The following is a 26028-nucleotide window of genomic DNA, read 5'->3' as shown; positions in this document are numbered from 1 at the left end:
GGCCGTCACCGCCCACGGGCGGCGAAACGACCGAATATCTGACAGAGCGACAGTCCCCAAACTACTCGATTGTCGGGGGTGTCGGAACCTCGGTGACCCCTGTACGGTCCCCTATCGTAACCTTCCAAAGTTTCGCCCACGTGCCGTCGGCCTCGATCTTCTTGAGCCAGGCGTTGACGAATTCGGCAGCGTCGGAACCCTTCGGCAGACCGATGCCGTATGGGTCCTTATCACCGAAAGGCTCACCGACGATCTTGAAATCGTTGGGGTTCTTCACCACATCACCAAGCAGCAGCGTCTGATCGACCACGTAGGCATCGATACGACCCTGACGCAGCGCCTGGGTGATCTCGTCATCGGTCTGGAACTCCTGGACCGTTGCGCCTGAAGCATTCTCCTTGACCACATCAGGACCCGTGGAGCCCGCCTGGACTCCGACCTTCTTGCCGTCAAGATCCTTGACGCTCGAGATGTCGTTATTCGTCTTCTTGACCAGAATCGCCTGCTGCGAGACGTAGTACGGTCCTGCGAAGTCGATTTTCTGCTTGCGTTCGCTGGTGATCGAGTACGTGGCGAACACCGAATCGACCGTACCGTTTTGAAGCACGCTCTCACGGGTGGATGAATCCACAACCGTCAGCTCGGTATCCGATTTGCCGATGATGTATTTCGCCAGCAACTGTGACAGTCCGGCATCGAATCCTCGAACCTTGTTGTCACTCGTGGATTGCAGCGAGAACAGCGTGGAGGTCTTCGTGCCACCGACCTTCAACACACCGGCCGCTTTCACGGCCTTGGCCCAGGTGTTCGCATCCACCGTGGATGCGTCGGCGGTCTCGCCACCATCGATGATCTTCGTGTATGCGGCAGCGTCAAGATCAGGGTTGACCGAGGAGCTGCTTGAACCCGAGGCCGAAGGCGCCGGGGCCTCCCCGCAGCCCGCGACCGCGACCAGGCCGGTGACGATCATAATGGCGGCGGCTGTCGTTGCCGCCTTCTTGGACAATCTGGTACCCAAAGCAAACATAGATATCTATCCTCTCCTAATCCTTCCATGCCCAAACGCCATGGAAGGCAATCCCATTTCCCCTACAACAAGCAGTGACAACCTATCAATGTAATCGACGATTGCTCCACCACTGTAACGAAGAGCGGCACTCTTCACCTGTAGCGTTATCATCTTCAGGCTATTGCAATAATCTTGAACGGGCTAACGAAGGCGGATATACGTGGCCCCCGCGTGGTTCATAGCGCCATGCATGCGGTGTTCGCACCGAGATGCGCCGCGCCGAAGCCGGTATGCGCATGGGCGCAAAGAACGGGTCAGTGGCGTTTGATCGCGCGGTTCTTGATCATGATATCGATCACGATCCAGACCGACAGTATGAATGCCACGACGTAGCCCATAAGACCGATGACCGGAATACCGAAAATCACAGGCTTGATCCCTGCAAAATAGACGATTGACGACCCCACATACAGACCGACCACGATCAATGCCATCGTGATGCGGTTCACCATGTCGGAGAGTTGCTGCAGAGGCTGTTCGGAACCCACCAACTCGATGTTGACCTTCATCTGACCTCTGGTCAGCATCTTAGAGACCGTTTTCGTCTCCACCAGGGCACCAAGCAGACCATGAAGCGCCCGATTGCCTTGGTCCACCAGGGAGCGGCCCTCCTCCTTCACCCTCGTGCCGGCGCTTTTGGAGGCGAGGATATGATGCGAGATGATCTCGATCATATTCGTCGATGGCAGGAACTCATCCAAGGTGCCTTCCAGGGTGATGAGCCCGCGGGCAACCGTGGTCACCGAACTGGGCATCTCTATGGAATGCCTGCGGGCAAGCTGCATCAGGGCGTTGAAGAAATCGCCGATGTTGAGTTCAGCCAATGCCACGGTACCGAACTGTTCGATTACCGCATCCAGATCATTCAGCAACGCCGGATAATCATCGGCGCGCTTCTCATCGGATCCGGCGAATCTGAGCAGGGCGTTCGCCAAGGCGGGTGAATCCTGGCGGGCAACGGCATACAGCATGTCGCGAAGCACCGAACGCGTGCCTGAATCCAACCTGCCGGTCATCCCAAGGTCGATGAGTACGATTCGCCCCTCGTCGATGATGATGTTTCCGGGGTGGGGATCCGCGTGGAAGAACCCGGCATCCAAGACCTGCGTGGCGTAGTTGTCCACGAGTTTCATGCCGATCTCTTCAAGATCGTATCCTGCGTCCAGCAACTCCTTGGGATGGGAGACCGAGATGCCGTCGACATAGTCCATCACCACCACATGCTGCGTGCACAGGCGCATATACGGTCGGGGGCAGTCTATGTAGGCATAGTCCTTGCAGAAGACCCGGAAGTCATCAAGATTTCTGGCCTCCATCATGAAATCCGTTTCGGTCTGGAATGTGTCCCAGAGCTCTTCCACAACGCCTTTGAGATCAAGGATCTGGGCGCTACGCGCGAAACGGGTCGCCATCTTGGCGAAGGTGCGCATGATGTCGATGTCCTGCGCCATGATTTCGCGCACACCCGGCCGCTGCACCTTGATCGCGACATCCTCGCCCGTGATCAATCTGGCGCGATGGACCTGGGCCAGGGAGGCCGAGCCCAAGGGCGTCGGATCGATCTCCTCGAACACCTCACCAACCGGGCGTCCGTATTCACGGGCCAGGGTGTTGACCACCGTCTGGTATGGCATCGGATCGGCATCGGCCCTCAACCGGGAGAGTTCTTTGCAGAAGGCGTCAGGCAGTATCTCCGAACGCATCGAGAGTATCTGACCGACCTTCACGAATGTCGGTCCGAGGGCTTCCAGCATCAATCTCATGGTCACCGGGGTCAGACCTCGGACCACATCGAAGCGGGTGGCGATCCGGGCTATCTGCCACAACCGCCTGAGTTTGCCGCGAGAGGTGAGATGGTATGAACCCGGGTATGACGGCTGTGTCTTACTGCCGAACAACCCGATCGTCTGCGTGTGTCGGGCCATATCCTCCGCCGGGGCGGATACGGAGGGACGCGCAGACGGCGCACCGGCACCTGGGCGCGGCGCCGTCGTTGCCTCGTCGCCGCGTCCACGCCATGTATGCTCTTGGCCGGATGTCATGCGGACCGAACTCTCCCCGTCTGGTTTATGGAATCAGGATTCCATGGTCGTGGCGATGCGCATCGATCCCCTGCCCGTCACTTGGGCCGTCATGCGTCCGCATGCCAACCCCGGGCATGCCTGGTAACCGCCAGCAGGGATCATCACTGATCGTTGTCTGTATCATCCTTGGAGTCCTTGGCGGCCTGTGCCTCGGACTTGCTTTGTGCGGCCTTATGCTTCAACTCGGTATTGAGCTGCTTGCCCTGTTCAACCGTGATCTCGCCCTTTTTGACCAGATCATCCACGATCTCCTGGCTCTTCTCAACACCTGTCGCGAGAGCGCCCACACCAGCGAGAAACACCTTGCGCAGTCCCTCGCCAAAGTCGAAATCTGCCATGACTGCCTCCTCGTATCGCAATGGCTGTGGAATGCTTCATCCCACATATGCTTCAACTCTACCCCAGCGGAAATCGGGAGGTGTGCCGGATTCAGCGCGGACGCTGCATCGCCACGGTTCTTGCCTGTCGGGCTGTCTCGTTGATCCGTGCAAGCTCCCGCTCGCAGGCGGGATCGACCCTCGCCTCGAATGCCCCGTATCGGTGCTCGCATGCTGTACGGATCAGGAAGTCAGTGACCGTAGGGTTCTTCGGCAGCAGGGAACCATGCATGTATGTACCGATCACGTTGTGGATGCGCGCGCCCTCGGTACCGTCGGAACCGTTGTTGCCGGTCCCCGGTGCATCGACCCTTCCCAAGGGGTGGGTGCCGTCGTGCAGGAAGGTCTTGCCCGAGTGGTTCTCATAGCCGATGATGTCCCCGAACTGCTCGGAATGCTCCACCAGGTTCCCGATCAGACGTTCCTCCTGACCGATGGTGTGCAGTCCCAGCACTCCGATTCCCGGCAGGCGGTCCCCCTCGATGGTTTCGAAGAAGTCACCGAAGAGCTGGTACATCCCGCAGATCATCAGCATCGGCGTCCCGTCATGGGCCAGCGCACGGATGCGCTCGGCACGTTTGAAGAGATCTCGGATGATTTTGCGCTGCCCCTGGTCCTGACCTCCTCCGCCCAGAATGAGATCGACCTGATCGGGCCAATCATCACCCTGGTTGTATTCATGCACATGCACGTCATACCCGTAGAGCTCGAGACGACGACGAATAGACAGCACATTGCCCGAATCCCCGTAGATATTCATATCCTTCGGATACAGGGACAGCACGTCGATGCTTCTGTCCATCACATCCTCCTCAGTCATGTCTGTTCCGTCCAATCAGCGCCACATTCTGCGGCAGTGTCTCATACCCCTGCATCGGCGACCTTGGTGAGATGCGACATGCAGGACCGGATCCTGAGCATCGCCGTATATGTGCAATAGATGCGCTTGGGACGCCCGTTCTCCTCACCGTGACGCCCAAGCAAGGCATCAAGCGACTGGGCGATCTCGGTATCGACCGCCGTCACGGGAACCTGATCATATTCCAGACGCAAGGCCATATCCCAGGCCCGCACGCCGGAAACCATAGCCACACCTTCCGGGGACAGGGATCTGAAATCCACATCCCACAGCCAGCTCATATCCCTGCCATCGGCGAAGTCGTCGTTGATGACGATCATCGTGTCGTAACCGCTGGGGTCGAAGGATTGCAGTGAGAGCCTGAAGCCCATGGGGTTCTTGACCAGCACCAGTTCGACCGGCATGCCGTGGTAGTCGATGACCTCGCCGCGACCGAATGCCGGAGTCACGGTTGACAGCGACTTCAGCAGGCTGTCATCGTCGGCGGCACCCTGCGTCCCGGAGACACGCTGCACCGCCCGCACGACGGTAAGTGCGGCAGCGGCATTGAAGAGATTGTAGAGTCCTTCGAGTTTGACCGAGGTTCCGCTCACCACGCCATCCATCTCGAACTCGGCGTACTGTTTGCCCACCGAGGACAGCGTCACATCGGCTATGGGCCTGCTGCGCGAAAGCAGCAGATCGTCCTGCACCTGCTCGTCATCGCCGGCAGGGCGCGGCGCGCTCTGGCTCTCGGCGGCAGGAGACCCTTCACCCTGCCTGGACGCTTCGCCATCATGCGTCGCCGTCTCGTCTCTGTCTCCGTCTCCGGCATCGGCATCGGCATCGGAGTGCATGTCGTCATCCGAGGGGAAGGCGCTTCTCAGCTCGTCACTCAGACCAAAGTATCTGACCGAAGCGCCTTCGGGAACGCATTCGGCAAGATTCGCGATACGCCGATCCTCGCGGTTGAGCACCACCGTGCCGGTTGTGGCCTGCGCCACATGGCTGAGCAGACGTGCGGTGTTGTCGATCTCGCCAAAACGGTCGAGTTGGTCGCGCATCACATTCAGCAGCAGTGAGAAGCGTGGCTTCACCTGTTTCACGAAGTGCACGGCATAGGCCTCATCGAGTTCGAGGACGGCGATGTCGGCATCCAACCGTCCGCCCGCACTCACCGATCCGAGCAGCGAGGACACCACACCCCGGGTGAAATTCGATCCGGTCGGGTTGGTGAACACGCGGAATCCAAGATCACCAAGCATCGAGGAGACCATACGCGTCGTGGTGGTCTTGCCATTCGTCCCGGAGACCAGCACCACGCCAAGCGGCAGTTGGGACAGGGACCGTGCCAGGAATCCAGGATCGAGCGACTCGATGACCTTGCCCGGGAAGGCGCTCCCACCATGCTTGGCGAGACGGGACAGTGCGCGTATGCCTTTGCCGAGCAGCGGTATCGAAAACGCGTACCAAGGTCTGGGAACCTCGGCCGTTCCACTCTGTTCGCCCGTCATCTCACACCCCCGCCTGCTGGTAGTCCTGTGGCATGTCTTTGAACTTCGATGTCGCTCCCAAGAATGCCAGATGGAAGGTATCGGTCGGACCGTTGCGGTGCTTGGCCATGATGATGTCCGCCTCGCCTGGGCGATCCTCCTTATCGTAGAAATCCGGGCGATGGACGAGGAACACCACGTCGGCGTCCTGCTCGATCGATCCCGATTCTCGCAGATCGGAGAGCATCGGCTTGCGGTCGTTGCGCATCTCCGGCCCTCGGTTCAGCTGACTGAGGGCGACCACCGGTAATTCCAGCTCTTTCGCCAGCAGTTTGAGGGCGCGGGAGAATTCGGAGACCTCCTGCTGTCTGGACTCAACCTGCTTGCCCGAACTCATCAGCTGCAGATAGTCGATGACCACAAGTTTCAGATCGTCGGTCTGCTTGAGCCTGCGGCATTTGGCCCTGATCTCCATCAGGCTCATATTCGGCGAATCATCGATGAAGAGGGGGGCGTCGTCCAGTTTGTTCCAGAAATTATTCAGGGTGTTCCAACGCTCCGGCGTGATGTCATCGGCGCGGCGCAGCGCCACCAGCGGAATATTCGTCTCAGCCGAGATGATGCGCTGTGCCAGCTCGGTTTTGCTCATCTCCAACGAGAAGACGACGGCCGAATGGTGATGGTGCAGGGCCGCGGAGCGCGCGAAATCAATACCCAGCGTGGACTTGCCCATGGCCGGACGTCCCGCCACCACGATCATCTGTCCCGGTTGCAGACCCTGGGTCACGTCATCGATGTCCTTGAACCCGGTTGGGACACCGCGCTCCAGATCACCGTTCTGAAGCTTGTCAAGCTGGTCGAGCGCATCATGCACGACGGGACCGATGGCCTGATAATCCTGTCTCACCTTGCCCGCACTGACCTCATAAACCTCCGCCTGGGCGAGGTTGACCACATCCTCGGCCTGCGAGCCTTCCGCGGAATAGCCGAGTTGGGCGATTTTCGTCCCGGCGGCTATGACGTTGCGCAGAATCGCGCGCTGATGGACGATATCGGCATAGTAGGTCGCGTTGGCGGCGGTCGGCACTGAGGCCACGAGCGAATGGAGGTAATCAGTGCCCCCGACCTTATCCAGGTCGCCGTCTTTGAGCAGCACATTCGCCACCAGCACGGCGTCAACGGGCTGGGAGGCGGAGAACAGGGTGATCACCGCTTCGTAGATGGTCTGATGCTTCGGTTGGTAGAAATCGGAAACATCGATCAGCTGGCTGACCTCACCAATCGCATCCTTGCTCATCAGCATGCCGCCGAGCACAGCCATCTCGGCTTCATCGTCATGCGGCGGAACACGGTCGAATAGGGCATCGCGCGACAGGTCCTGGCTCCGATCCTGTGATCGGCCTTGCCGTGAACCTTGTTGTCGGCCTCCTGCTCGGTCGGAGCGCGAGAAATCAGGGAAATCCTCGGAATTCATGGTTTTGATTCTACGTTCGCCCCTTGTCAGTTGGGTACGCTGATGGCGGTGTGCTTATGTGGATGAAAAAATAAGTTATCCACATCGCAGGCGTGTTTTGGGGGATAATCCCCATAGTTATCCACACGATGGGTATAACTCTGTGCATAATTTGGGGACAGAGTTCCCTTTCTTCTCTTCCGTTTTCCAAAAAGCGATTCCTGTGCTAGCGCGATCCCCATCATCTCCCCACCATGCCGCATACCAGCGCCGCAAGCGTGACATCGCTCACAGCACATGGTGATTCCTTCCGCAGCACGAACGGGCGAAAGCTTCCACAGCCCCTTGTTGATAGCCTGAGCAAGCCGGAATCACGAGGGGGATGGGTAATGACCAAGAGTGCAACGATCAGACGTTCAATAATCTCCCTGGCGATTCCCACATTCGGCCAGCTCATAGCGGAACCAGCATTCATCCTGATCGACACCGCAGTGGTGGGGCATGTCAGCGACGCCTCGCTCGCCGGCCTTTCCATCGGCTCGACCATCATTCTCACCACGGTGGGGCTATGCGTGTTCCTCGCATACAACACCACCTCCCAGGTTGCCGGGCTGATCGGCGCAGGAAAGAAACGCGAAGGCATCGAAGCCGGCGTTGACGGCATGTGGCTTGCGCTCATCATCGGAGTGGTGGTGTCATTGCTGCTCTTTTTCTTCGGCGGTGAGCTTTGCGCCCTGATGGGTGCACGGGGACAGGTACTGGTGCAGGCCGAGCTCTATCTCCAGGCGATCGTATTCGGACTGCCGGGCATGCTGCTGGTCTATGCGGCGAACGGCATATTCAGGGGGCTTCAGAAGGTCCGCATCACACTCATCGCCGCCGTCACGGGCGCAGTGGTGAACACCGTGCTCGAGATACTCTTCGTGGTGGTCTTCCGCTGGGGCATCATCGGCTCAGGAACGGCGACACTCATCGCCCAGTGGTTCATGGGAATCATGCTCACCGTGCCGGCACTGATCTGGGCCAGGAAGTACGGGGCCAGCTGGAAACCCCGTGTCGAGGGCATCGTCTCCAGTGCCGGCGACGGCTTCCCACTCTTTATCCGCACCCTGGCTTTGCGCGCTTCGATGGTGATGACCGTGGTCCTGGCCGCCAACATGGGCGAGCGGGTGCTCGCCTCCTACCAGGCCGTCAACTCAACATGGAACTTCGCGCTCAATATGCTTGACGCGATCGGCATCGCCGGGCAGGCGCTGGTGGCTACCTCGATCGGTGCGCGCAAACGCGACGAGGCCAGACGAATGGTGAAAGAGGTATCGCGCGCCGGATTCCTCGCGGGTATCGCCATCGGCATCGGCATGATCCTGCTTGGCCTGGTGGCAGCACCGCTGTTCAGCCCGACCCCTGCGATACAGATGCTGATTACCACAGGGATGATCGTACAGGCGATCTTCCTGCCTCTTTCCGGCTGGATGTGGGCCCTCGACGGCATATTGATCGGCGCGGAGGATTACCGCTTCCTCGCATATTCCTGCACACTCACCGCTCTGGTGTACATGCTCACGCTGTGGGGCGCGGCCAGGATGCAGTGGCCGGACGACTTCTGGCGGATTACCGTGCTCTGGAGCCTGATAAGCGTGGTGTTCATCGGCGTCAGGGCGCTATGCAACGGTCTGCGCGTACGTGGCGACACCTGGATCGACCAGGCCATCGCCAAGGTCTGAGTCCCGCGGCGTACGATCCACAGGATGGCATTCTCTAGCGATCGAGCATGTAGGCCTTGGCCGCCGAATACATCGTCGACACCAGGTTCTCTCGCCACTTGGACCAGCCATAGCGTTTCGTGATGGCTTCCGTCGAGGTGGCACCCAAGGATGATCCGTCAGCCTTCGTCAGATCGAAAAGCATATCCAGCAGCGTCGTATCACCACGCACATGGGCGGCGAGCGAAGCGAGGACATCGGGATCATGAGGATCCTTTCCCGAAGCATAGTCCGACAAGGTCAAATGCTCACGGACCAGGACCGTGGCCATTTCAACCACCGCATCGGCGTATCCCATCCGTCGCAGAATCACCGGCACATGGCGGGCGCCCTCCTCGGCATGGTCAGCAACGCCTGGGCGTTTGCCGATGTCATGGAGGATCCCTGCCAGCAGCAAAGCCTGGTAATGCTCCTCGTCATACAGGACCCCGCCCGGCGAACGCTCCCCCAAACGTGACGTGACCTCAACCATATGGCGGTCGATGGTATAACGATGCGCCGCGGAGGCGCTGGGACGATTGCGGACACCCAGCCATTCGGGTATCCATCTGCCTGGGATGTCCACATAGTCGATCTCCTCCCACACACGGGTCAGCTCCTCGCTGCACGCCAGCAAGCGGATGAACAGGCGTCTCGACGAATCATCCCAGACCGAATCACGAATAGGCGATTTGCTGAGATTGATCAGCGTCGAGTTGGCGATCGGCAATCCGAATTCAGCCGCGGCCACCGCAACCCGTAAAGGCAGGTACTGGTCGCTCACCGGGCTCACGCCGGGAGCCAGCACCACCGTCTGTTCATGCTTGGCGATGCCCGGCGCTATCACATCGAATCTCGGAGCCTCCCTCTTGCCTTGGAAGAATGCGAAACGAGGACGTTCATGCGTCAGAGAATGCTGCGCACGTGACGTGGTGGAGTCCAGGGCGAATGCGATGCGTCTGCCCAGACTGGCCAGCAGGGTCTGCAAATCGTCGATCGACAACGCCTCTCGCTCATCCTTCGGCAAGGTAGGATCGGCCAGACCGAGCATCCCGGCGACCTGTGGCTGGTACTGCGGCAGCAGCAGATTCGTGTCCTTCTTACTGGCCAGATGTATGCAGTCGCGCACATCCAACAGTCGTTCCAAGGCCGCGTCATACTGTCCGTGCGGGCGATCGGAAAGCCACGAGGCTGCGAGCGAGGCGATAAGTGTTGAATCGCGGAGCCCGCCCCGAGCCTCTTTGATGTCGGGCTGGTTGATATAGGGCAGTCTGCCGAACTGCCTGAGTCTGGCCGTCGCGGATTCGGTAAGCTCGGGCAGGCGTTTTCTGGCCGCTTTCCGCCAGCGTTCCAGAATCGAAGATGCCGTTCCCTCGATCAATGCGGTGTCCCCCGCAATCGCGGTGACATCGAGCCAACCCATTGCCGCCGGCAGGTCATGATCGGTCACCGATTCGCACTGGGAGCGCGTTCTGACGGAATGATCGAGATCGAGCCCCGAATCCCAGAGTGGATACCACAATCTGTCCGCGAAGCGGGCGAGCTGCTCCTGCTTCAAGGCACGATCCTCGACCATCAACACCAGATCCAGGTCGGAGTTCGGTCCCATCTGGCCTCTCGCGAGAGAGCCAACCGCCGCAAGACCTACCCCTGATTCAGGAAGGTCGAAGTCCACCTCCGCAGAAGCCTCCTGCCACAAGGCCTTCAGGGATGTCTTCACGAGTTCACTCCTCTGTGACCTCTTCTCGGCACCGTAGCGGTAGACACCATCATCATCGACACGGCTGATTTCCATCAAACGATCGTGCAGCTTCTCGACTGCATGGCCCATAACTGAATGCCCCCACCCTTGTTGTGGTATGGGAAGGCCCCGCACACCTGTGGTGCGGGGCCTTCCTGATTCAATGCGTGATGCCTGGAATGGGCATCAGATCCGTGTACCGCCCGGGATCAGATGGCCGCCGAACCGGTCTCACCCGTACGGACACGCGTAACGGTGTCCAGAGGCGCCACCCAAACCTTGCCGTCGCCGATCGTTCCGGTAGCGGAGGACTTGACGATGACATCGACCAGGGTCGCGGCATCGGCGTCATCCGCCAGGACTTCGATACGGATCTTCGGAATCAGATCGACTGTGTACTCGGCACCGCGATACACCTCGGTGTGACCGCGCTGACGACCATAGCCATTGGCCTCGGAAACCGTCAGACCGTGCACTCCTGCGGCGGACAAAGCCTCCTTGACATCATCGAGCTTGTGTGGCTGAATGATTGCTGTTATAAGCTTCATCTCACTTCACCTCCTTGATGATTGAGCTGGCCGTACCAGCGAAATCGTATGCGCGTTCGCCCTGGTCGGTGAGATCGATACCGGTGATCTCCTGGGCCTCGGTCACTCTCCAACCAATCGTCTTCTCAAGTGCGAAGGCGATGATGAAGGTGATCACGGCGGAGAAGGCAATCGCGACAAGTGCGATAAGCACCTGCACCAGCAGCTGCTTGCCATCGCCACCGGCGAACAAACCGGTTCCCTCGCCGAAGAAGCCGATGAGCACAGTGCCGATGAGACCACCGACGCCGTGAACGCCGACGACATCAAGCGAATCGTCATAGTCCAGCTTGAACTTCAGACCGCATGCGAGGCAGCAGAGGATACCCGCGATAAGACCGAGAACCATTGCCCAGAACGGGGACACCACATCGGCCGCAGGGGTGATCGCAACGAGTCCGGCGACCATACCCGATGCGGCGCCCATTGCCGTGTAACGACCGGAACGGATCTTCTCAGTGAACAGCCAGCCAAGCACCGCGGCGGAGGTCGCAGCCGTGGTGGAGACCCAAGCGTAACCGGCGGTGCCGTTGGCGCCGAATGCGGAACCGGCGTTGAAACCGAACCATCCGAACCAGAGCAGGAATGCGCCGAGCATCACGAAAGGAACATTGTGAGGGCGGAAAGGCTCTTTGCCGAAGCCTTTGCGCTTGCCAATGATGAGCACGATGATCAGGGCGGCTACTGCGGCGTTGATATGGACCACCGTGCCACCTGCGAAGTCGTGGGCCGCTGCACCGACCGCCTGGGAGATGGCGCCATCGGCCGAAAGCAGGCCACCATTCCAGACCATGTGAGCCATAGGCGCATAGTCGAAGGTGATCCACAAGGCGACGAAAATCATCCAGGTGCTGAACTTGATACGTTCCGCGAGCGCACCCGAGATCAGAGCGACGGTAATCATGGCGAAAGTGACCTGGAAGGCCACATCAATGCTGTGTGGGTATGCCGCGTCCTTGACATCGACCGACCCGAATACGCCATCAGTGGCGACCATCGTGTCTTTGAGCAGGAAGCCTGTGGCGGGATCGCCAAAGATTCCACCGATGTCCGTGCCCGCATAGGCGATGGACCAACCCCAGAGCGTCCAGACGACACCTGTGACGGCCAGCGCGGCTGCCGACAACATCAACATGTTCAGCACTGCTTTAGCGCGGACCATGCCTCCATAGAAAAACGCCACTCCAGGCGTCATGAGGAACACAAAGGACGCGGATGTTAACATCCATGCTGCATTGCCAGTGTCCATGTCTACCTCCCTCTCTGTTCATAAATGGACCCGTCAATCCATGTCGGCATCGCGGGTCTTTCTCAATACCACCGGCGGGGATCCGGCAGACTTCTCTACTGGTGTTCCTTTTAGGAAACCAACAGCTGCAATACAACGTCCGCAGGGTTACCGTGACCATTCCAGTATGTTACGAGAATGTAAATCCCCTACTCCTACAAGACATCTTAGCCAACCATATTGTGGCTGAACAGTTTATACGAGGTGTATCGGCGCCTATTCGACCGCTCCGTGATACAGGGACAATCACCTTATCCCTGGGCCAGAATGCCATCCACGAAGGCTTCGGCGTCGAAGGGTGCCAGATCATCCGGCCCTTCCCCCAGACCGACCAATTTCACCGGGACCCCGAGCTCCTTCTGCACGGAGATCACGATGCCACCTTTGGCCGAGCCATCCATCTTGCTCAGCACGATTCCGGTGATGCCGATCGCCTGGGCGAACACCTTTGCCTGTGCCATGCCGTTCTGTCCTGTTGTGGCATCGAGCACCAGCAGCACCTCGTCCACCGTCACGGTTTTCTCGGTCACCCGTCGGATCTTGCCGAGTTCGTCCATCAGGTTCGCCTTGTTCTGCAGCCGTCCGGCCGTATCGATGATCAGAACGTCGGCGTGATCCTCAACGGCCCGGTTCGCCGCTTCGAAGGCCACCGAGGCGGGGTCGGCGCCATCGCGATCGCTGCGCACCACCGGAACCGAGACCTTGTTGCCCCAGGTTTCGAGCTGATCGGCGGCAGCCGCACGGAAGGTGTCCGCCGCCCCCATGACCACCGTTTTGGATTCCGCGACGAAAAGACGCGCGAGTTTGCCGGCCGTGGTGGTCTTACCCGTGCCGTTCACACCGACCATCATGATGACCGAGGGTTTCGGCGCATCAGCGCGGCTCGCCCTCAATGCACGGTCCTTGTCGATGTCCAGCAACACGAGCAGTTTGCTGCGCAGCAGCTCACGAATGGCGGAGGGATCCCTCTGCCCTGTCACGCGTGCATCCGAACGCAATTCCTCGATCAACTGGGCGCTCGCCTCGGCGCCGACATCCGCCATCAGTAGGATGTCTTCGACCTCTTCCCAATCCGCTTCGGTCAGGGCGTCCTTGGTCAGTATGTTGAACAGGGCCTTGCCGAAGGGATTGGCGCTTTTTGCCAAACGCGAGCGCAGGCGCAGCAGGCGCGATGTCGAGGATTCGGGTTTGCGCTCGGCATCCGCCATTCGAGTGGCAATCTCTCCGGTCCCGTCGATTTGCGGGGCGGGCTCCGCGGCGACGATCGGGTCGAGTACCTGTGCCGACACAGGTTCCAGACGCGGATTGGTGACACCATCCTGCACGGATCGCCCACCCGGGGCATCCGGATTCGCCTGCGCATCCACCGTCGGGCGCGGTGATTCGCCTGAGGAACGTTGTTCGTGATAACGCCTGATGCTGACGACTGCAACGATAATCGCCAAAATGACTACTGCGGCAACGATAATGCCCACAATCAGCTTTGTATCCATACCACAACACTAAAAACGGAGAGGGACAGCGTTACGCACAGGAGCGGCATGCCCTACGCCGCTTTGGGATCGGAGAATCAGCCAAGAGGCTTCAGAGGATGGATGGCGTCTGAGTCGTTTGCGGAAGACGGGGCCTTGAGCTCCGTCGCGCTTTGCTTGTCATCACGCCGCTCTCCCGATTTGAACAGCGCCCTGACCTCTACGACCGAAGCGTTATTGACATACACGGGATTCTCCATCGTCGAGTCGAGTGTGTCATCACCACGGTATTCGGGACGGGGATGTCCGGTGGGCTGAAATGAAGGTGCCGTACCTGCCACGCGCGGGCTACGCGCCTGCTGTGATTGCTGCTCGGCATCCAACAGGTCGTCGACCGGCTCATACGAGGCACCCTGATGCGACTCGCCTCGCGCGAGGCGCAGCACAACCACGACCAATGCAATGACCACGGCCAACCATATGAAAATCGCCCAAACCATGACACTCATTGTGCCAGCTATGGCGGCATTCTCTCGCAGCAAAGCCGAACCCCCGCGCGTTCTCCACACCCTTGGCCGCTTTGCGCCTTGCAGGCGCGCGATTCCTTTCCCTGCAGGGCGATGCCCGGCCCACCTCATCCGCGGTGAAAACTGTGGGAAACTGTATAGCATGAGCGGATCTTCACGAATGACATCATTTCAGCGCCGCGAACAGCTGATCGAGGTTGGACGCTCGCTATTCGCGACCAAAGGCTTCGAAGCGGTGAGCGTGGAGGAGATCGCTTCGAGCGCCAAGGTCAGCAAACCCATCGTGTACGAGCACTTTGGCGGCAAGGAAGGCCTGTATGCGGTTGTGGTCGACCGTGCGATGCAGTCCCTCACCGTTGCCCTCAACGCCTCTTTGGAGGAGAGCAGCGATCATCCACGGAGAATTGTGGAACGAACGGCGCTCGCCCTGCTGACCTTCATCGAGGAGCATACCGAGGGCTTTCAGATCCTGGTCCGGGATTCCCCCAGCACCGACCCCTCGAGTTCCTTCAGCTCACTGCTTGGCGATGTGAGTCTCAAGGTCGAAGAGATACTTGATGAGTCATTCAAACGCCAGAAGCTTTCCACTCGAGCCGTTCCCTATTACGCCCAGATGCTGGTGGGACTGACCGTGTTCACCGGCCAGTATTGGGCCGATCGGCGCAAAGCGAGCAAGGAGCAGCTCGCCGCGTATATCGTGAATCTCGCGTGGAATGGCCTTTCGCGTCTCGAATCGAAACCGGTGCTGCGTTTCGAAGGCAAGCGGAACAAGGCGAAGGAGCAGCGGAAGCCGGAACACCGGGCCGCACCGGACACCGATGCGCAACGATCCGATGCCGTCGACCCTGTTGAAGACGGGCATATCGAGGACGGCACGACGGCGGGCACAGACGACAAAGCCGCCTCTGCGGAACACAGCACCGAGAAGGATGGCATCGGCGAGGGCTGAGTCACCGGGCATGGATCCAGCCACCGAACGATCGTCCTTCCGCCGATCACCCTTCCGCTGATCTACTCCCGGCAATGCTCCACAATGCCCGACGCCGATGAGGGATCACGAATTCCTGCCGACGTGTTCCACATGAGGATTCAGCCGCGACGCGGCATCCTTCACTATTACGGCGACCCTGTCTATTGTGGCGTCACTGATCGGAGAGCGGAAGGTCATACGCAGCGAAGCCTTGGCCGCAGCGGCATCAAATCCCATGGCCAGCAGTGTCGGTGAGGCTTCCGTCCTTCCGACCGCGCATGCGGATCCGCTCGAGCAGCTGATTCCGTGCGCGTCCAATTCCACCAGCAGCGCCTCACCCGAAACCCCGGGAAGAATCAAGGAGACATGCCCTGGAAGCCGGTGCACGGGATCGCCCGTCACCATCACTTCAGGAACGGCATCGCACAATGCCATGGTCAGCCGTCGCGCCGTCGCGCTCAGAGCAGCCGAACGATCCGGAAGGTGCTCCAAGGCCTTGTTCAAAGCCACCGCCAAAGCCACGGCACCGGCCACATTCTCGGTTCCGGAACGGATTCCATGCTCCTGCCCCCCGCCTGATATCAGATCCTCATACGGCACAGTCGAGCGCATGATGAGTGCCCCGATCCCTTTGGGCGTGCCGAATTTATGACCGGAAAGGCTGATCGCATCCACGCCCAGATCGCGCATGCTCACAGGAATCAGGCCGGCTGCCTGCACGGCATCCGTATGGATGAAGGCCCCCTGGGCATGGGCGATCTCAGCGATTCGGGATATCGGCTGAATCGTTCCGACCTCATTGCTGGCGAGCATGACCGAGACCAGAGCGGTTTCAGGACCGACGCAATCCTTCAGACACCCGACATCGACATGTCCCTGTCCATCGACGGGAATCTCGATAACCCTGAAACCCGCATTCCGTTCAAGCCATCTCGCCGATTCCCTCACGGCCGAATGCTCCACCGCCGATATCACGATCTCTCTGCGTAGGGCGGGACCATCGTCCGCAGCCACCCCGATTGGCCTCCGTGCGTCATCCGAGCGAGCGGCATCAGGGACCGGAAGCGATAAGCGCCGATCACGCATGCCCTGTTGTTCCGCTTGCCTGGCCCTTATGCCCAAGGCGATGCCCTTGATGGCCAGATTGTCTGATTCAGTGCCGCCGGAGGTAAAGATCACATCCCCCGCCCTGGCTCCCAGACGAGAGGCCACCTCCTCCCGCGCCCGGCGGAGGACCGAGGCGGCGGCCTTGCCTTGGGTGTGCACGCTTGAGGGATTGCCGAATTCCTGAATCATATACGGCAACATCGCTTTGACGACTTCAGGGTCGGCGGCCTCCGTCGCGGCAGCATCCAGATACACGAATTCCTCAGCTGCCCCGCCGTCCGCGACCGCGCCACTCACGCTATCCCAGCCAATCCAAGCCCAGATCGATACTCCTGACGCTGTGAGTCAACGCCCCGACGGAAATCAGATCGACACCGCTGTCAGCCACTGACGCGATACGGTCAAGCGTCATGTTCCCACTCGCCTCCACAAGCGTCCGTCCGTCGATGATGCGCACGGCGCTGTTCAGGTCGGAGAGCTTGAAGTTGTCGAGCATAATAGTGTCCGGTCGCCCCTCCAACACCGCGTCAAGCTGATCAAGACGATCTATTTCGACCTCGATATGGGTCGTGTGGCTTATATGGGCCCGGATCTCCCTGATGGCCCGCACGATCGGGATGCCCTGGCTCTCAAAGGCCGCGAGATGGTTGTCCTTCAGCATGACGGCGTCGGAAAGACCCTGCCGATGGTTGCTTCCGCCGCCACATGTCACCGCATACTTCTCGAAAGCGCGCAGGCCGGGCGTCGTTTTGCGCGTATCGACGATACGTGTGGGACGGTCGCCTACGGCCGCGACGAAGTCTGCCGTCATCGTGGCTATGCCGCACATACGCTGGATGAAGTTCAAAGCCACTCTTTCGGCCCCCAGGACGTCGCGAAGGGTGCCTGTCACACCTGCCAGCACGGCTCCAGCGCCGAAGGACTCGCCATCGGCAATGGCCGGGGTTACCGTATTCCCGCTCCCCTGCAAGGTGAAGGCGGCCGTGAATACCTCCATGCCGCTCATCACACCCGCTTCGCGCGCCGTCAGCCGTACCGTTGCGAGCGCGGTGGGCTCCATCGCATAGGCGCAACTGATGTCCCCTGTCGGGGCATCCTCGATAAGAGCGGCCGAGACCGCCTGGCGGATAAGCTGCGAGGTCAGCATGTCTTCCCATTCCCTTCGTTTTCGGCTCCCTGAACTCTTCCGGGCCGATCATGACGCTGAGTCGACTGGATATACGACGACTGCGCATGCGACGACTGCGCATATGACGCTTCCGTATACGTAGTCGAGGAGAAAACCGGAATAGGCAGGGTTCGGTCGGTCGTCGATGCTGCCGCTGTCGCCGAAGCAAGCACGTATCGACGTGATACGGCTTCAGCATCGGTGTCGGGGAAATCGGTACGGGCGTGGGCCCCGCGCGATTCACGGCGCTCCAAGGCCGCCCGGGCGCTCAGATACCCTATCGTCAGCAGATTGCGGTTCTCCAAGGCACGAACATTCTCGTCATACGAATGCTCCGCTTCCCGATCGCTGATTGCCTGCTCCTGCGTGGACTGCTTCCGACAGCAGCCGTCAGCACAGGTAAGCGCCACCCCGAGCGAGGACACCGCCTGTTGCAGCCCCGATTGCTCCCGCAGCACCCCGACATGCGTCCACATCTCATGTTGGATGCGATCCCGTTCCCAGATCGCGGATTGACCGCCGTCATCGCTCCGCGTGTTTCCGTAATCGGGTATCTCGATTGCGGTCAGACGCTGCTTGACCGCATGTGGTGAGGCTACCTGCCAATGATCATGGGGCCGCCGCTGAGCATAACCGTCTGCCGCCTCATCCGAAGTGTGATCGAGAGGAGCATGCTTACCCTCAAGCGCCTCGCCGTCCCTCAGTGCGGAGATGCCCGCACGGTGACCAAAGACCATGGCTTCGAGCAGCGAGTTCGAGGCCAGCCTGTTCGCCCCATGCACCCCGCTTCGCGCGCACTCGCCGGCCGCATACAATCCGGGAATGCTGCTCCGCCCATAGACATCCGTGCAGATACCCCCCATTGAATAGTGCGCTGCAGGAGTCACCGGAATGGTCTGTGATTCCCAATGGAAACCGAGGGAATGCGTATACGCATCAATCGTCGGGAACCGCCTGCGGAGGAAGCTCTCAAGTGTGTCGTCTTTGCCGTCCGGAACCTTCACCGTTGACAGGTCCAGGCGCACAGGGCGTCCTGATTGCCGTTGCATCACGGCGAAGTTCGCGCGGGCCACCACGTCGCGCGGAGCCAATTCCGCGCGTCGGTCCACTCCGGGCATGAATCTTACGCCCTGCTCATCAAGCAGCTGGGCGCCTTCCCCACGCACCGCCTCGGAAATCAGAAAATGCTCGCCGACAGCCAAGGCCGTGGGATGGAATTGGTAGAACTCCAAATCCGCGATCTGCGCCCCCGCGCGCCAAGCAGCCGCCACCCCATCCCCGGTGGCGATTTCGGGGTTGGTCGTGTACGGATAGAGCTGACCTGAACCACCTGTCGCAAGGATGACGCTTCCAGCATCAATATCGATACGGTGCGAAGGGCTTCGACGTGCACGGTCGATCAATCCTGCGGTATACGAATCGTTTCCCTTACCGCCGTCATGCCCGGCTCCCACATCAAGCAGCACCGTGATGCCGCAGACCCTGCCGTCACTGATACGAAGGTCAGTGAGAAAGGCGTATTCCAGCAGATGGATTCGGGGATTCGCAAGCACCAGAGCGGCCACATCGTGCTCCAACACCCTGCCCGTGGCGTCGCCGCCGGCATGCACCACCCTCGGTTTGGAATGTGCGGCTTCGAGGCCACGCAGCAGGCTCCCGTCATCGGCCCGGTCGAAGTGGACGCCCTCAGCCAGCAGCTCATTCATACGTTGCACCCCAGCCGTGGTCAGCACATCCACCGCGGTGGGATCGCATAGGCCGTCCCCTGCCGCAAGTGTGTCCTGTGCATGCAGCGAAGGGTCGTCGTCATGGAATAGTGCTGCCGCAACACCGCCCTGGGCATGCAGCGTGTTGGATTCAAGGAAGGAGCCTTTGCTCACCAACAGCACTTCGGCATCATGTCCAACGGCATCCGCTTCGGGTCCGAGACCGCCCGTCGCTGCTAGCGCGGCCGAAAGCCCGGCAATGCCTGAGCCGACGATCACGATCATGGATGCACCCTCAGCATCCGCTCAAGGGCTATTTTGGCCTCACCTGCGGTGTCGGCATCTACTGTGATGCGGTTGACCACATCCCCTGCGAGCAGATGTTCCAGAGACCAGGCGAGATACGCAGGGTGAATGCGATACATCGTGGAGCAGGGGCACACCACCGGATCGAGGCAGAACACGGTTTTATCCGGATGGTCGGCGGCGAGCCGATTGACCAGATTGATCTCGGTGCCTACGGCGACAGCGGATCCCGCAGGCGCGTTTTCGATCTCGTTGACGATGTATGCGGTAGAACCGGTTCCATCGGCCGCATTGACCACTTCGAAGGAGCATTCGGGGTGCACGATGACCTTGACCCCGGGATAGGCTGCGCGAGCCCGCTCGATCTGCTCGACCGTGAAGCGCTGATGGACGGAGCAGAATCCCTTCCACAGGATCATCTGTGCATCTCGGTAATCCTCCGCACTGTTATCACCCAGGGGACGGAAGGGGTTCCATACCGGCATGCGACGAAGGTCCATGCCCATGGCGGCTGCGGTATTACGGCCAAGATGCTGGTCCGGGAAAAAGAGGACACGTTTGCCTCTCGCGAATGACCATTCCAGCACGGCCCTCGCGTTGGACGATGTGCACACAATGCCGCCGTGACGACCGCAGAAAGCCTTCAACGCAGCTGAGGAGTTCATATAGGTGACAGGGATGATGGGCGCCAATCCCCTGCCGTCCTGTGACGAAGCGCAGATTTCGCTGAGCTGTTCCCAGCACTCCTCCACCTGCCCGATGTCGGCCATATCGGCCATCGAGCACCCTGCGGAAAGATTCGGCAGCGTGACGCTCTGCTCCGGTGTGGAGAGGATATCCGCGGTCTCCGCCATGAAGTGCACACCGCAGAAAACGATATGCTCGGCATCCGGTCGCTCCGTGGCATTCTTCGCCAACTGAAAGGAGTCACCGACGAAATCCGCATGCGCGACGATTTCGTCCCGCTGGTAGAAATGTCCAAGGATGAGCACACGGCTGCCGAGTTTCGCTTTGGCATCCACGATGCGATCGCGCAGTTCCTCCTCGGAAGCCTGCCGGTATGACTCGGGAAGGGGCATCTGTCGGGGGGCGAATCGCGGGATGCGATCGTTGATCGAAGCACCCGGGCCATAGGAGTTGCCCACCTGGGGATCGTCGAACACCCAAGGGTCCAAGGACAGACCGGTATCGCAGCTTTCCTTCGCATCCAAGCGGGCTATGATTTCGTCAACTGCCGTCATCATGAAACTCCTTTGTTATGAGCGTTTGTCATCGCGGATTGCGATACTCTGCTGCCGTCGGCGCGAGCATGCGCCAGATCCACGGAGGGCGAGAACAGCGATGATGTCGTTTCCGCACGCCGGTAGCGGTACACCGATGCCGGACGACTCCGGCCTTGAATGACCGTGGTCCCGGTGTCCTCCAGCTCACCCGATCCCAGGATGTGACGTCGGAAGTTCGCCGGATCCAGGGAACGCCCGAGAACCGCTTCATGAACGCTGCGCAACTGGGCCAGAGTGAAGCGTTCCCCGACGAAACGGGCGGCTATGGTGGAGTATTCGATTTTGTTGCGCAACCGCCAGAGCGCGTACTCGATGATGCCGCGATGATCGAAGGCCAAGGCGGGCAACTCGTCGGCCGGGAACCACTGGACGTTCCCGCCCTCGGTGCAGGTCCTGATTTCGGCCGATCCCACAAGAGCCCAGTACACGATGGATACCATCGGCAGACCACCGCTGGAACGCTTCGGATCGCCAAAGGTATAGAGCTGCTCAAGATACCTGGGGTGCATGTCGGTTGTGGACTCCAAGGCCGCGAAGGCTGCCTGCTCCAAGGAGATGCCACATTGCAGACCGCCACCAGGAAGCGCCCAGTCACCGAGGAAGGGTTGCCTGACGCGCCTGACCAATGGCAGCCATAGCCGACCGGTGCGATCCTTGGAGTCGCCTGAAGCATCCCGGGACTCTTCGTTCTCGGGCGCTCCCAATGCGAGTATCACCACAGACACCCCCACGTCGGGCGGCTGCTGCAAACGCTCACTGACATTCCCGAAAGGCACTTCATCCACCTCGTATACTGTTTTGCACACCCCTGGCCGATGCCGCATAATGTGACCGATTCAAGCGAAATCGCAGGGTTTCTCCATTCGCCTGACTGTTATTGTACCCCACTTATAGTCGACATGACTTTTAATTGGGTGCGACGGTGCGCGCTCCCGTCTGCCCACCACGGTCCGGAAGCCTGCTTCGAAGCGGCGCAGTCCGGTAAACCGCGGTGAAGCAGGCAGCGGCGAAGAATCTATACTGGTCAGCAGGCAGTGATTCCGCACGCCGCACCTATGCATGGCGTGCGCCCAGATGCCCCACACACGAAAGGAACACTCATGGTAGATGCGATAGTGCTGATCAACGCCGAGCCGAACAGCATCAATGAAGCGGCACAATCAATCGTTGAAATCGAAGGCGTCAAAGACGTCTACTCGGTCGCCGGCGACATTGACCTGGTCGCCGTTATCTCCACCAAGGCCTTCGACGATCTGACGACGGTCATTCCCGGAGGTATCGCGAAGGTTGATGGCGTGCTCAGCACACAAACCTTGATGGCGTTCAAAACCTACTCCGACAAGGACATCAACGCCGCCTACGAGCTGGGTCTCGACTGATTCGGCCCTCCCATGAGCCGTAGGGTGTTGCATAGCCGCCCCGTCACGCTGTTCGGGCGGTGATGCTCTCGGATTGGCGAAGGCCGTATACCTGCGATCCGATAGACGCCCGGATGCACGAAGGCACACCGTAACCCCTGCAGGTGGCGTCTTCTCGATTTCAGTTGTATTATGAAATGCTGTTGCCCCTCTGGCTCAATGGTTAGAGCAGCGTCCTTTTAAGTCGTGGGTTCTCGGTTCGAATCCGAGGGGGGGCACCAGCTGTTCGTTGTTCAAACTTGCGACGAACTGAGTTTGATTTCCCGTTTCGTTCTCCGATTTGTAGCGGAGGGCGAGTTTTTGTATGTCGGGGTCCATGAGGATATCGAAGGGCTCACCGGGCCGGCCCTCGATCCGGTTGTGCTCCTGGACGCAGAGCTTGCCGAAGAACGCCTGGTTGGCGATGCGGCGCATCGAGTCGTCCAGGCTCATGTACAGCTGGTGGCAGTTGCCGGCCAGCGTCAGGCAGTCGTCCAGATGGGCTTTGGCCCGCTCGTACTCCATGTCACCGGCCTCGATCTGCACGTCAAGGAACGCGAGCCGCCTGCTGATGCGCTCCTGTTCGGTTTTGAGCAGGTCGATGGGGATGGCTCCCGAGTAGTGGGCCTGGAGCAATTTGCCGCGCTCGTCGAGCAGGTCGCTTCGTTCGGCCTGGTAGGCGTGTTGTTCCCTGCGGGCGATGTCGCGCAGCTGGTCGAACTCGGCCATGACCAGCCCGCGCAGGGAGGCGATGGTGTGTTCGGGGATCTCGATGGTTCGGTAGTACTCCTCGACTGCGGCCTCGATGTCGGGCACGTACATGGCGCGCCGTTCGCAGTCGGTGCGCTTGGAGTGCCGGCCGGAGCACAGGAAGTAGGGGTAGATGACGTTCTGGCTGCCGCGCGCGTTCGACAGGATGAGCCGGGAGCCGCATTCCCCGCAGTAGATGCTGCCCTTCAGATAGTGGTCGTGGGCCTGGGTCTTCTCCCCGGACGCCTGGTGCGCGTTGAGCACGGCTTGGACCCGGTACCAGATTTCTTTGGACACCAACGGCTCGTGCAGGCCGTCGTAGGCCGCGCCCCGGAAGGTGATCTGCCCTTTGTAATAGGGGTTGGTCAGGAAGCGGTGCACCGATGACAGGGCGGGCGTCCGGGCCGGGTGCTTGGGCGTGGGCGCGGTGGTCAGGCCTCGGTCGATGAGCTCCTCGCGCAGGGTGATGGTCGAGTAGCGTCCGGTCGCGTACGCCTCGAACGCCCACTTGATCAGCGGGGCACGCCGAGGGTCGAGTTCGACCGTGCGTATCTCACGCCCCAGCTCGTCGCGTTTACGCGCATTGAGGTAGCCGATGGGCGCCTTGCCGAGGGTGCCGCCGGTGATCGCCTTCTGGGTCATGCCCTTGGACACCTCGGTGGCGAGGTTGCGGCTGTAGAACTCGGCGATGGAGGACATGATGCCGTGCACGAGCATGCCCGATGGGGTCTCGTCGATGTTCTCGGTCACGGACACGAGCGTGACCCCGGCCTGTTTGAGGGCGAGGTGGATGGTCACGTCGTCGGCCCGGTTGCGGGCCAGCCGGTCGATCTTGTGCACGATGCAGTACGTGATCTCGTTGGCCTTGACGTATTCGATCATGCGCAGCAGTTCGGGCCGGTCGGCCTTGCGCGCGGACTCGCCGGCGTCCACGAACTCCTCGACGATGATCGCGTCCAGTTCTCGGGCCTTACGCAGGTTGGCTTCACGCTGCGCGGGGATCGAGAAGCCCTCGTCGGTTCCGCCCTTCTCGGCTTGTTCCTTGGTCGAGACACGCAGATAGGAGACGGCCAGTGCGGTGGTCTCCCGTGCGGGTGCGTCGGAAGTTGCGTTCTGTGTGGTGGTCATGGTCGTGGTTCCTTCCCCGACGGGTGCGGGGCCAATGCGCACGGCGGATGCCGTTCGCACGGTGCCAGTAAGAAATCAACACGACCCGGAACGCTTGGCGTTGCAACGTCCCCAGGTAAGCCTCGAAGGCCAAAAAGGACTGAGCACCACAGTCACACCCGAAGGCCCGGCTGCTGGCTTGTATGATTCATTATTCTACCGGATCATCCGGACTCTGCCCAGCGTCGGGCTGGTCCGGTTTCTGGGTGTCGCGCTCGGCTCGGGCCCGCTGCATGGCCAGGCCGATGAACACCTGAGCCAGCTTGTGCAGGTCCGGGTCCGAGCGCTGCTGCGCCTCGATCCTGTAGCCACGCAACCGCTGTGGCGGAGCCTTCCGCTCCTTGCGTTTCCGGGTCATCGCGCTTCTCCCGTCTTCGGGTCCACACCGGCGTAGAAGGCGTCTTCGGCCTTCCGGCGCTTGTTGACCTCGTCGATGACGAAGTTGACGAAGTCCTCGTCTCGATTAGTGACGGGGGTCTCCTCGACGGGTGGGGCGGGCCGTTCGCCAGGCCAGCTGGTCTGCCGTGTGGGCCGGTCACGGTCCAACCTGGTACCCGAAGTGGTGACCCATTCGCGCAGACGGGTTCGCGTGTCGGCGAAGTCGCGGTGCCAGCCCAAGGGGGCGGCGGCGTTCTGTTCGGGGTCGTAGGCGGCCAGCCAGCTCAAGTGCAGGGCGGAGAGCTCCCAGAGCAGTTCGGGGTGCCGGTGCCACATCGGCGGGATCACGCTGGCCGGAAGCCCATAGGTGTGGCGCAGCCAGTCCACCCACCGGTTCAGCTCCAGCAGCTCGGCCTCCAGGTCGGTGGCCGTCAGCAGGTTCCAGTTGATCGGGTGCGGCGGCTCGGGCAGATCAGGCCGGGAGTCGAACGTGGAGGGTCCGGGATTGTCCGCATAGTCCTGCCCGTCGGAGGGTCCGGTGTCGGGCGTGTAGTCGTCGTCGCTCATGATGGCCCGCTCACAGTCCGATGGCCGGGTTGGAACGCGCCTGGCTGGGGCGCTCGGACGCCTGGAAGGTGGCGGCGTCACGGGCCGGGGCCTCCTGACCGACGCTGGTGTGTCTGGGTGTCCGGTCGACTTCGTAGCGGGTGCGCGCCAGGTCGTGGCCGAGCCGGCTAGCGATGAATCGGGTCCGCTGGACGCCGGTGTCCTTGTCCACGGAAGTGTCCAGCTGGCCTTGGGCGACGAAGTAGTCCTGTTTGGCCAGCCGCTCGAAGCCGCGCACGGCTGCCGCTCGGAAGGCCACCACGTCGTGGAACGTGGTCTCCAGCTTGGTAAACGTGCCGTCGGGCTCGGGCCGGTAGTGCTCCTGTCCCGCCTTGAAGTAGAGGCGGGGCGTGCCGCCTTCGGGATGGGTGAACTGGGGGTTGGAGGCCACGAACCCGTAGAAGCTGTCGCGAAGGTCCGGCGTATCCGCCGCGCGGCCTTCCCCTGGTTCGACGCGGGGTGTTGCTTGTGCTGGTGTGGTGTCGTCTTGTCTGGCCATGAGCCGTGCTCCGATCTGAC

Annotated in this window: 21 protein-coding genes, 1 tRNA gene and 2 pseudogenes; 4 read left to right on the top strand and 20 right to left on the bottom strand. The window is 60.6% G+C overall.

Annotated features, from left to right (window positions below; all coding sequences use genetic code 11):
• Positions 1 to 61: 61 nt before the first annotated feature.
• The 6 genes from BPSY_RS04085 to dnaB form a co-directional block, all read right to left on the bottom strand.
• Entirely contained in the window at positions 62 to 1027 is a 966-nt protein-coding gene (locus tag BPSY_RS04085; protein WP_033498145.1) for a glutamate ABC transporter substrate-binding protein, read from the bottom strand.
• 296 nt (positions 1028 to 1323) lie between these two features.
• Complete coding sequence (locus tag BPSY_RS04080) at positions 1324 to 2994, bottom strand: ABC1 kinase family protein (RefSeq protein ID WP_033498143.1); 1671 nt, start codon at positions 2992 to 2994, stop codon at positions 1324 to 1326.
• A gap of 260 nt (positions 2995 to 3254) precedes the next feature.
• Positions 3255 to 3491, bottom strand: a complete 237-nt coding sequence (locus tag BPSY_RS04075; RefSeq protein ID WP_033498141.1) for a phasin family protein — start codon at positions 3489 to 3491, stop codon at positions 3255 to 3257.
• Between the two features lie 91 nt (positions 3492 to 3582).
• A complete protein-coding gene (locus BPSY_RS04070) occupies positions 3583 to 4332 on the bottom strand; it encodes a type 1 glutamine amidotransferase (RefSeq protein ID WP_033498166.1) in 750 nt (249 codons plus the stop codon).
• Positions 4333 to 4391: 59 nt separating this feature from the next.
• Positions 4392 to 5882, bottom strand: coding sequence for a Mur ligase family protein (locus BPSY_RS04065; RefSeq protein ID WP_033498139.1), 1491 nt, complete (start codon positions 5880 to 5882; stop codon positions 4392 to 4394).
• Between the two features lies 1 nt (position 5883).
• The gene (gene dnaB, locus BPSY_RS04060) at positions 5884 to 7335 is read right to left on the bottom strand and encodes a replicative DNA helicase (protein ID WP_238556799.1); all 1452 of its coding nucleotides are present in this window, start codon (positions 7333 to 7335) and stop codon (positions 5884 to 5886) included.
• Positions 7336 to 7703: 368 nt separating this feature from the next.
• On the opposite strand from dnaB, the gene BPSY_RS04055 reads away from it, so the two are divergent.
• Positions 7704 to 9038, top strand: coding sequence for an MATE family efflux transporter (locus BPSY_RS04055; protein ID WP_051921799.1), 1335 nt, complete (start codon positions 7704 to 7706; stop codon positions 9036 to 9038).
• Between the two features lie 34 nt (positions 9039 to 9072).
• On the opposite strand, the gene BPSY_RS04050 is transcribed toward BPSY_RS04055, so the two are convergent.
• The 5 genes from BPSY_RS04050 to BPSY_RS04030 form a co-directional block, all read right to left on the bottom strand.
• A complete protein-coding gene (locus BPSY_RS04050) occupies positions 9073 to 10887 on the bottom strand; it encodes a [protein-PII] uridylyltransferase family protein (RefSeq protein ID WP_033498137.1) in 1815 nt (604 codons plus the stop codon).
• A gap of 119 nt (positions 10888 to 11006) precedes the next feature.
• Positions 11007 to 11345 (bottom strand): P-II family nitrogen regulator, encoded by a 339-nt coding sequence (locus tag BPSY_RS04045; RefSeq protein WP_033498136.1) that lies wholly within the window; start codon positions 11343 to 11345, stop codon positions 11007 to 11009.
• Between the two features lies 1 nt (position 11346).
• Positions 11347 to 12633, bottom strand: a complete 1287-nt coding sequence (locus tag BPSY_RS04040; protein WP_033498135.1) for an ammonium transporter — start codon at positions 12631 to 12633, stop codon at positions 11347 to 11349.
• A gap of 290 nt (positions 12634 to 12923) precedes the next feature.
• Positions 12924 to 14165, bottom strand: coding sequence for a signal recognition particle-docking protein FtsY (ftsY, locus tag BPSY_RS04035; protein ID WP_033498134.1), 1242 nt, complete (start codon positions 14163 to 14165; stop codon positions 12924 to 12926).
• Between the two features lie 77 nt (positions 14166 to 14242).
• The gene (locus tag BPSY_RS04030; protein ID WP_162178437.1) at positions 14243 to 14653 is read right to left on the bottom strand and encodes a hypothetical protein; all 411 of its coding nucleotides are present in this window, start codon (positions 14651 to 14653) and stop codon (positions 14243 to 14245) included.
• Between the two features lie 178 nt (positions 14654 to 14831).
• Between BPSY_RS04030 and BPSY_RS04025 the strand changes: the two genes are divergently transcribed.
• A complete protein-coding gene (locus BPSY_RS04025) occupies positions 14832 to 15620 on the top strand; it encodes a TetR/AcrR family transcriptional regulator (RefSeq protein ID WP_238556798.1) in 789 nt (262 codons plus the stop codon).
• 105 nt (positions 15621 to 15725) lie between these two features.
• Here BPSY_RS04025 and BPSY_RS04020 read toward each other — a convergent pair whose 3' ends face one another.
• From BPSY_RS04020 to BPSY_RS04000, 5 genes and pseudogenes are all read right to left on the bottom strand, one after another.
• Positions 15726 to 17045, bottom strand: a complete 1320-nt coding sequence (locus tag BPSY_RS04020) for a cysteine desulfurase family protein (protein WP_051921690.1) — start codon at positions 17043 to 17045, stop codon at positions 15726 to 15728.
• A gap of 1 nt (position 17046) precedes the next feature.
• Positions 17047 to 17895 carry a carboxylating nicotinate-nucleotide diphosphorylase gene (gene nadC, locus BPSY_RS04015; RefSeq protein WP_033498132.1) on the bottom strand — a complete coding sequence of 283 codons (849 nt, stop codon included), beginning with the start codon at positions 17893 to 17895 and terminating at the stop codon, positions 17047 to 17049.
• A gap of 185 nt (positions 17896 to 18080) precedes the next feature.
• Positions 18081 to 19907: pseudogene (locus BPSY_RS04010) on the bottom strand (L-aspartate oxidase); the annotation flags it as partial.
• Positions 19904 to 21169, bottom strand: coding sequence for a quinolinate synthase NadA (gene nadA, locus BPSY_RS04005; protein WP_033498153.1), 1266 nt, complete (start codon positions 21167 to 21169; stop codon positions 19904 to 19906). The gene nadA and the pseudogene BPSY_RS04010, both read right to left, overlap by 4 nt.
• Positions 21169 to 21987, bottom strand: a complete 819-nt coding sequence (locus BPSY_RS04000) for an NUDIX hydrolase (RefSeq protein ID WP_033498151.1) — start codon at positions 21985 to 21987, stop codon at positions 21169 to 21171. The genes nadA and BPSY_RS04000 overlap by 1 nt, the downstream gene beginning before the upstream one ends.
• Positions 21988 to 22311: 324 nt before the next feature.
• Here BPSY_RS04000 and BPSY_RS03995 point away from each other — a divergent pair, with 324 nt between their 5' ends.
• Positions 22312 to 22590: an Lrp/AsnC ligand binding domain-containing protein gene (locus BPSY_RS03995; protein WP_033498131.1), complete on the top strand. Its 279-nt coding sequence runs from the start codon at positions 22312 to 22314 to the stop codon at positions 22588 to 22590.
• Positions 22591 to 22774: 184 nt separating this feature from the next.
• Positions 22775 to 22850 (top strand) — tRNA-Lys (locus tag BPSY_RS03990).
• A 595-nt stretch (positions 22851 to 23445) separates the two neighbouring features.
• Here BPSY_RS03990 and BPSY_RS12075 read toward each other — a convergent pair.
• From BPSY_RS12075 to BPSY_RS03965, 4 genes and pseudogenes are all read right to left on the bottom strand, one after another.
• Positions 23446 to 24486, bottom strand: a pseudogene (locus BPSY_RS12075) (recombinase family protein); the annotation flags it as partial.
• A gap of 190 nt (positions 24487 to 24676) precedes the next feature.
• On the bottom strand, positions 24677 to 24883 hold the full coding sequence (locus tag BPSY_RS03975) for a hypothetical protein (RefSeq protein ID WP_033498125.1): 207 nt from the start codon (positions 24881 to 24883) through the stop codon (positions 24677 to 24679).
• A complete protein-coding gene (locus BPSY_RS03970; protein ID WP_034886641.1) occupies positions 24880 to 25470 on the bottom strand; it encodes a hypothetical protein in 591 nt (196 codons plus the stop codon). Before BPSY_RS03970 ends, BPSY_RS03975 begins: the two co-directional genes overlap by 4 nt.
• Before the next feature lie 10 nt (positions 25471 to 25480).
• Entirely contained in the window at positions 25481 to 26008 is a 528-nt protein-coding gene (locus tag BPSY_RS03965; protein ID WP_202961774.1) for a single-stranded DNA-binding protein, read from the bottom strand.
• Between the last annotated feature and the right edge of the window lie 20 nt (positions 26009 to 26028).

The sequence above is a fragment of the Bifidobacterium psychraerophilum genome (assembly GCF_000741705.1).
In the GTDB taxonomy this organism is placed as follows: Bacteria; Actinomycetota; Actinomycetes; order Actinomycetales; family Bifidobacteriaceae; genus Bombiscardovia; species Bombiscardovia psychraerophila.
The sequence above is the reverse complement of the archived record's forward strand: the minus strand, read 5'-3'. Positions and strand labels throughout refer to the sequence as shown.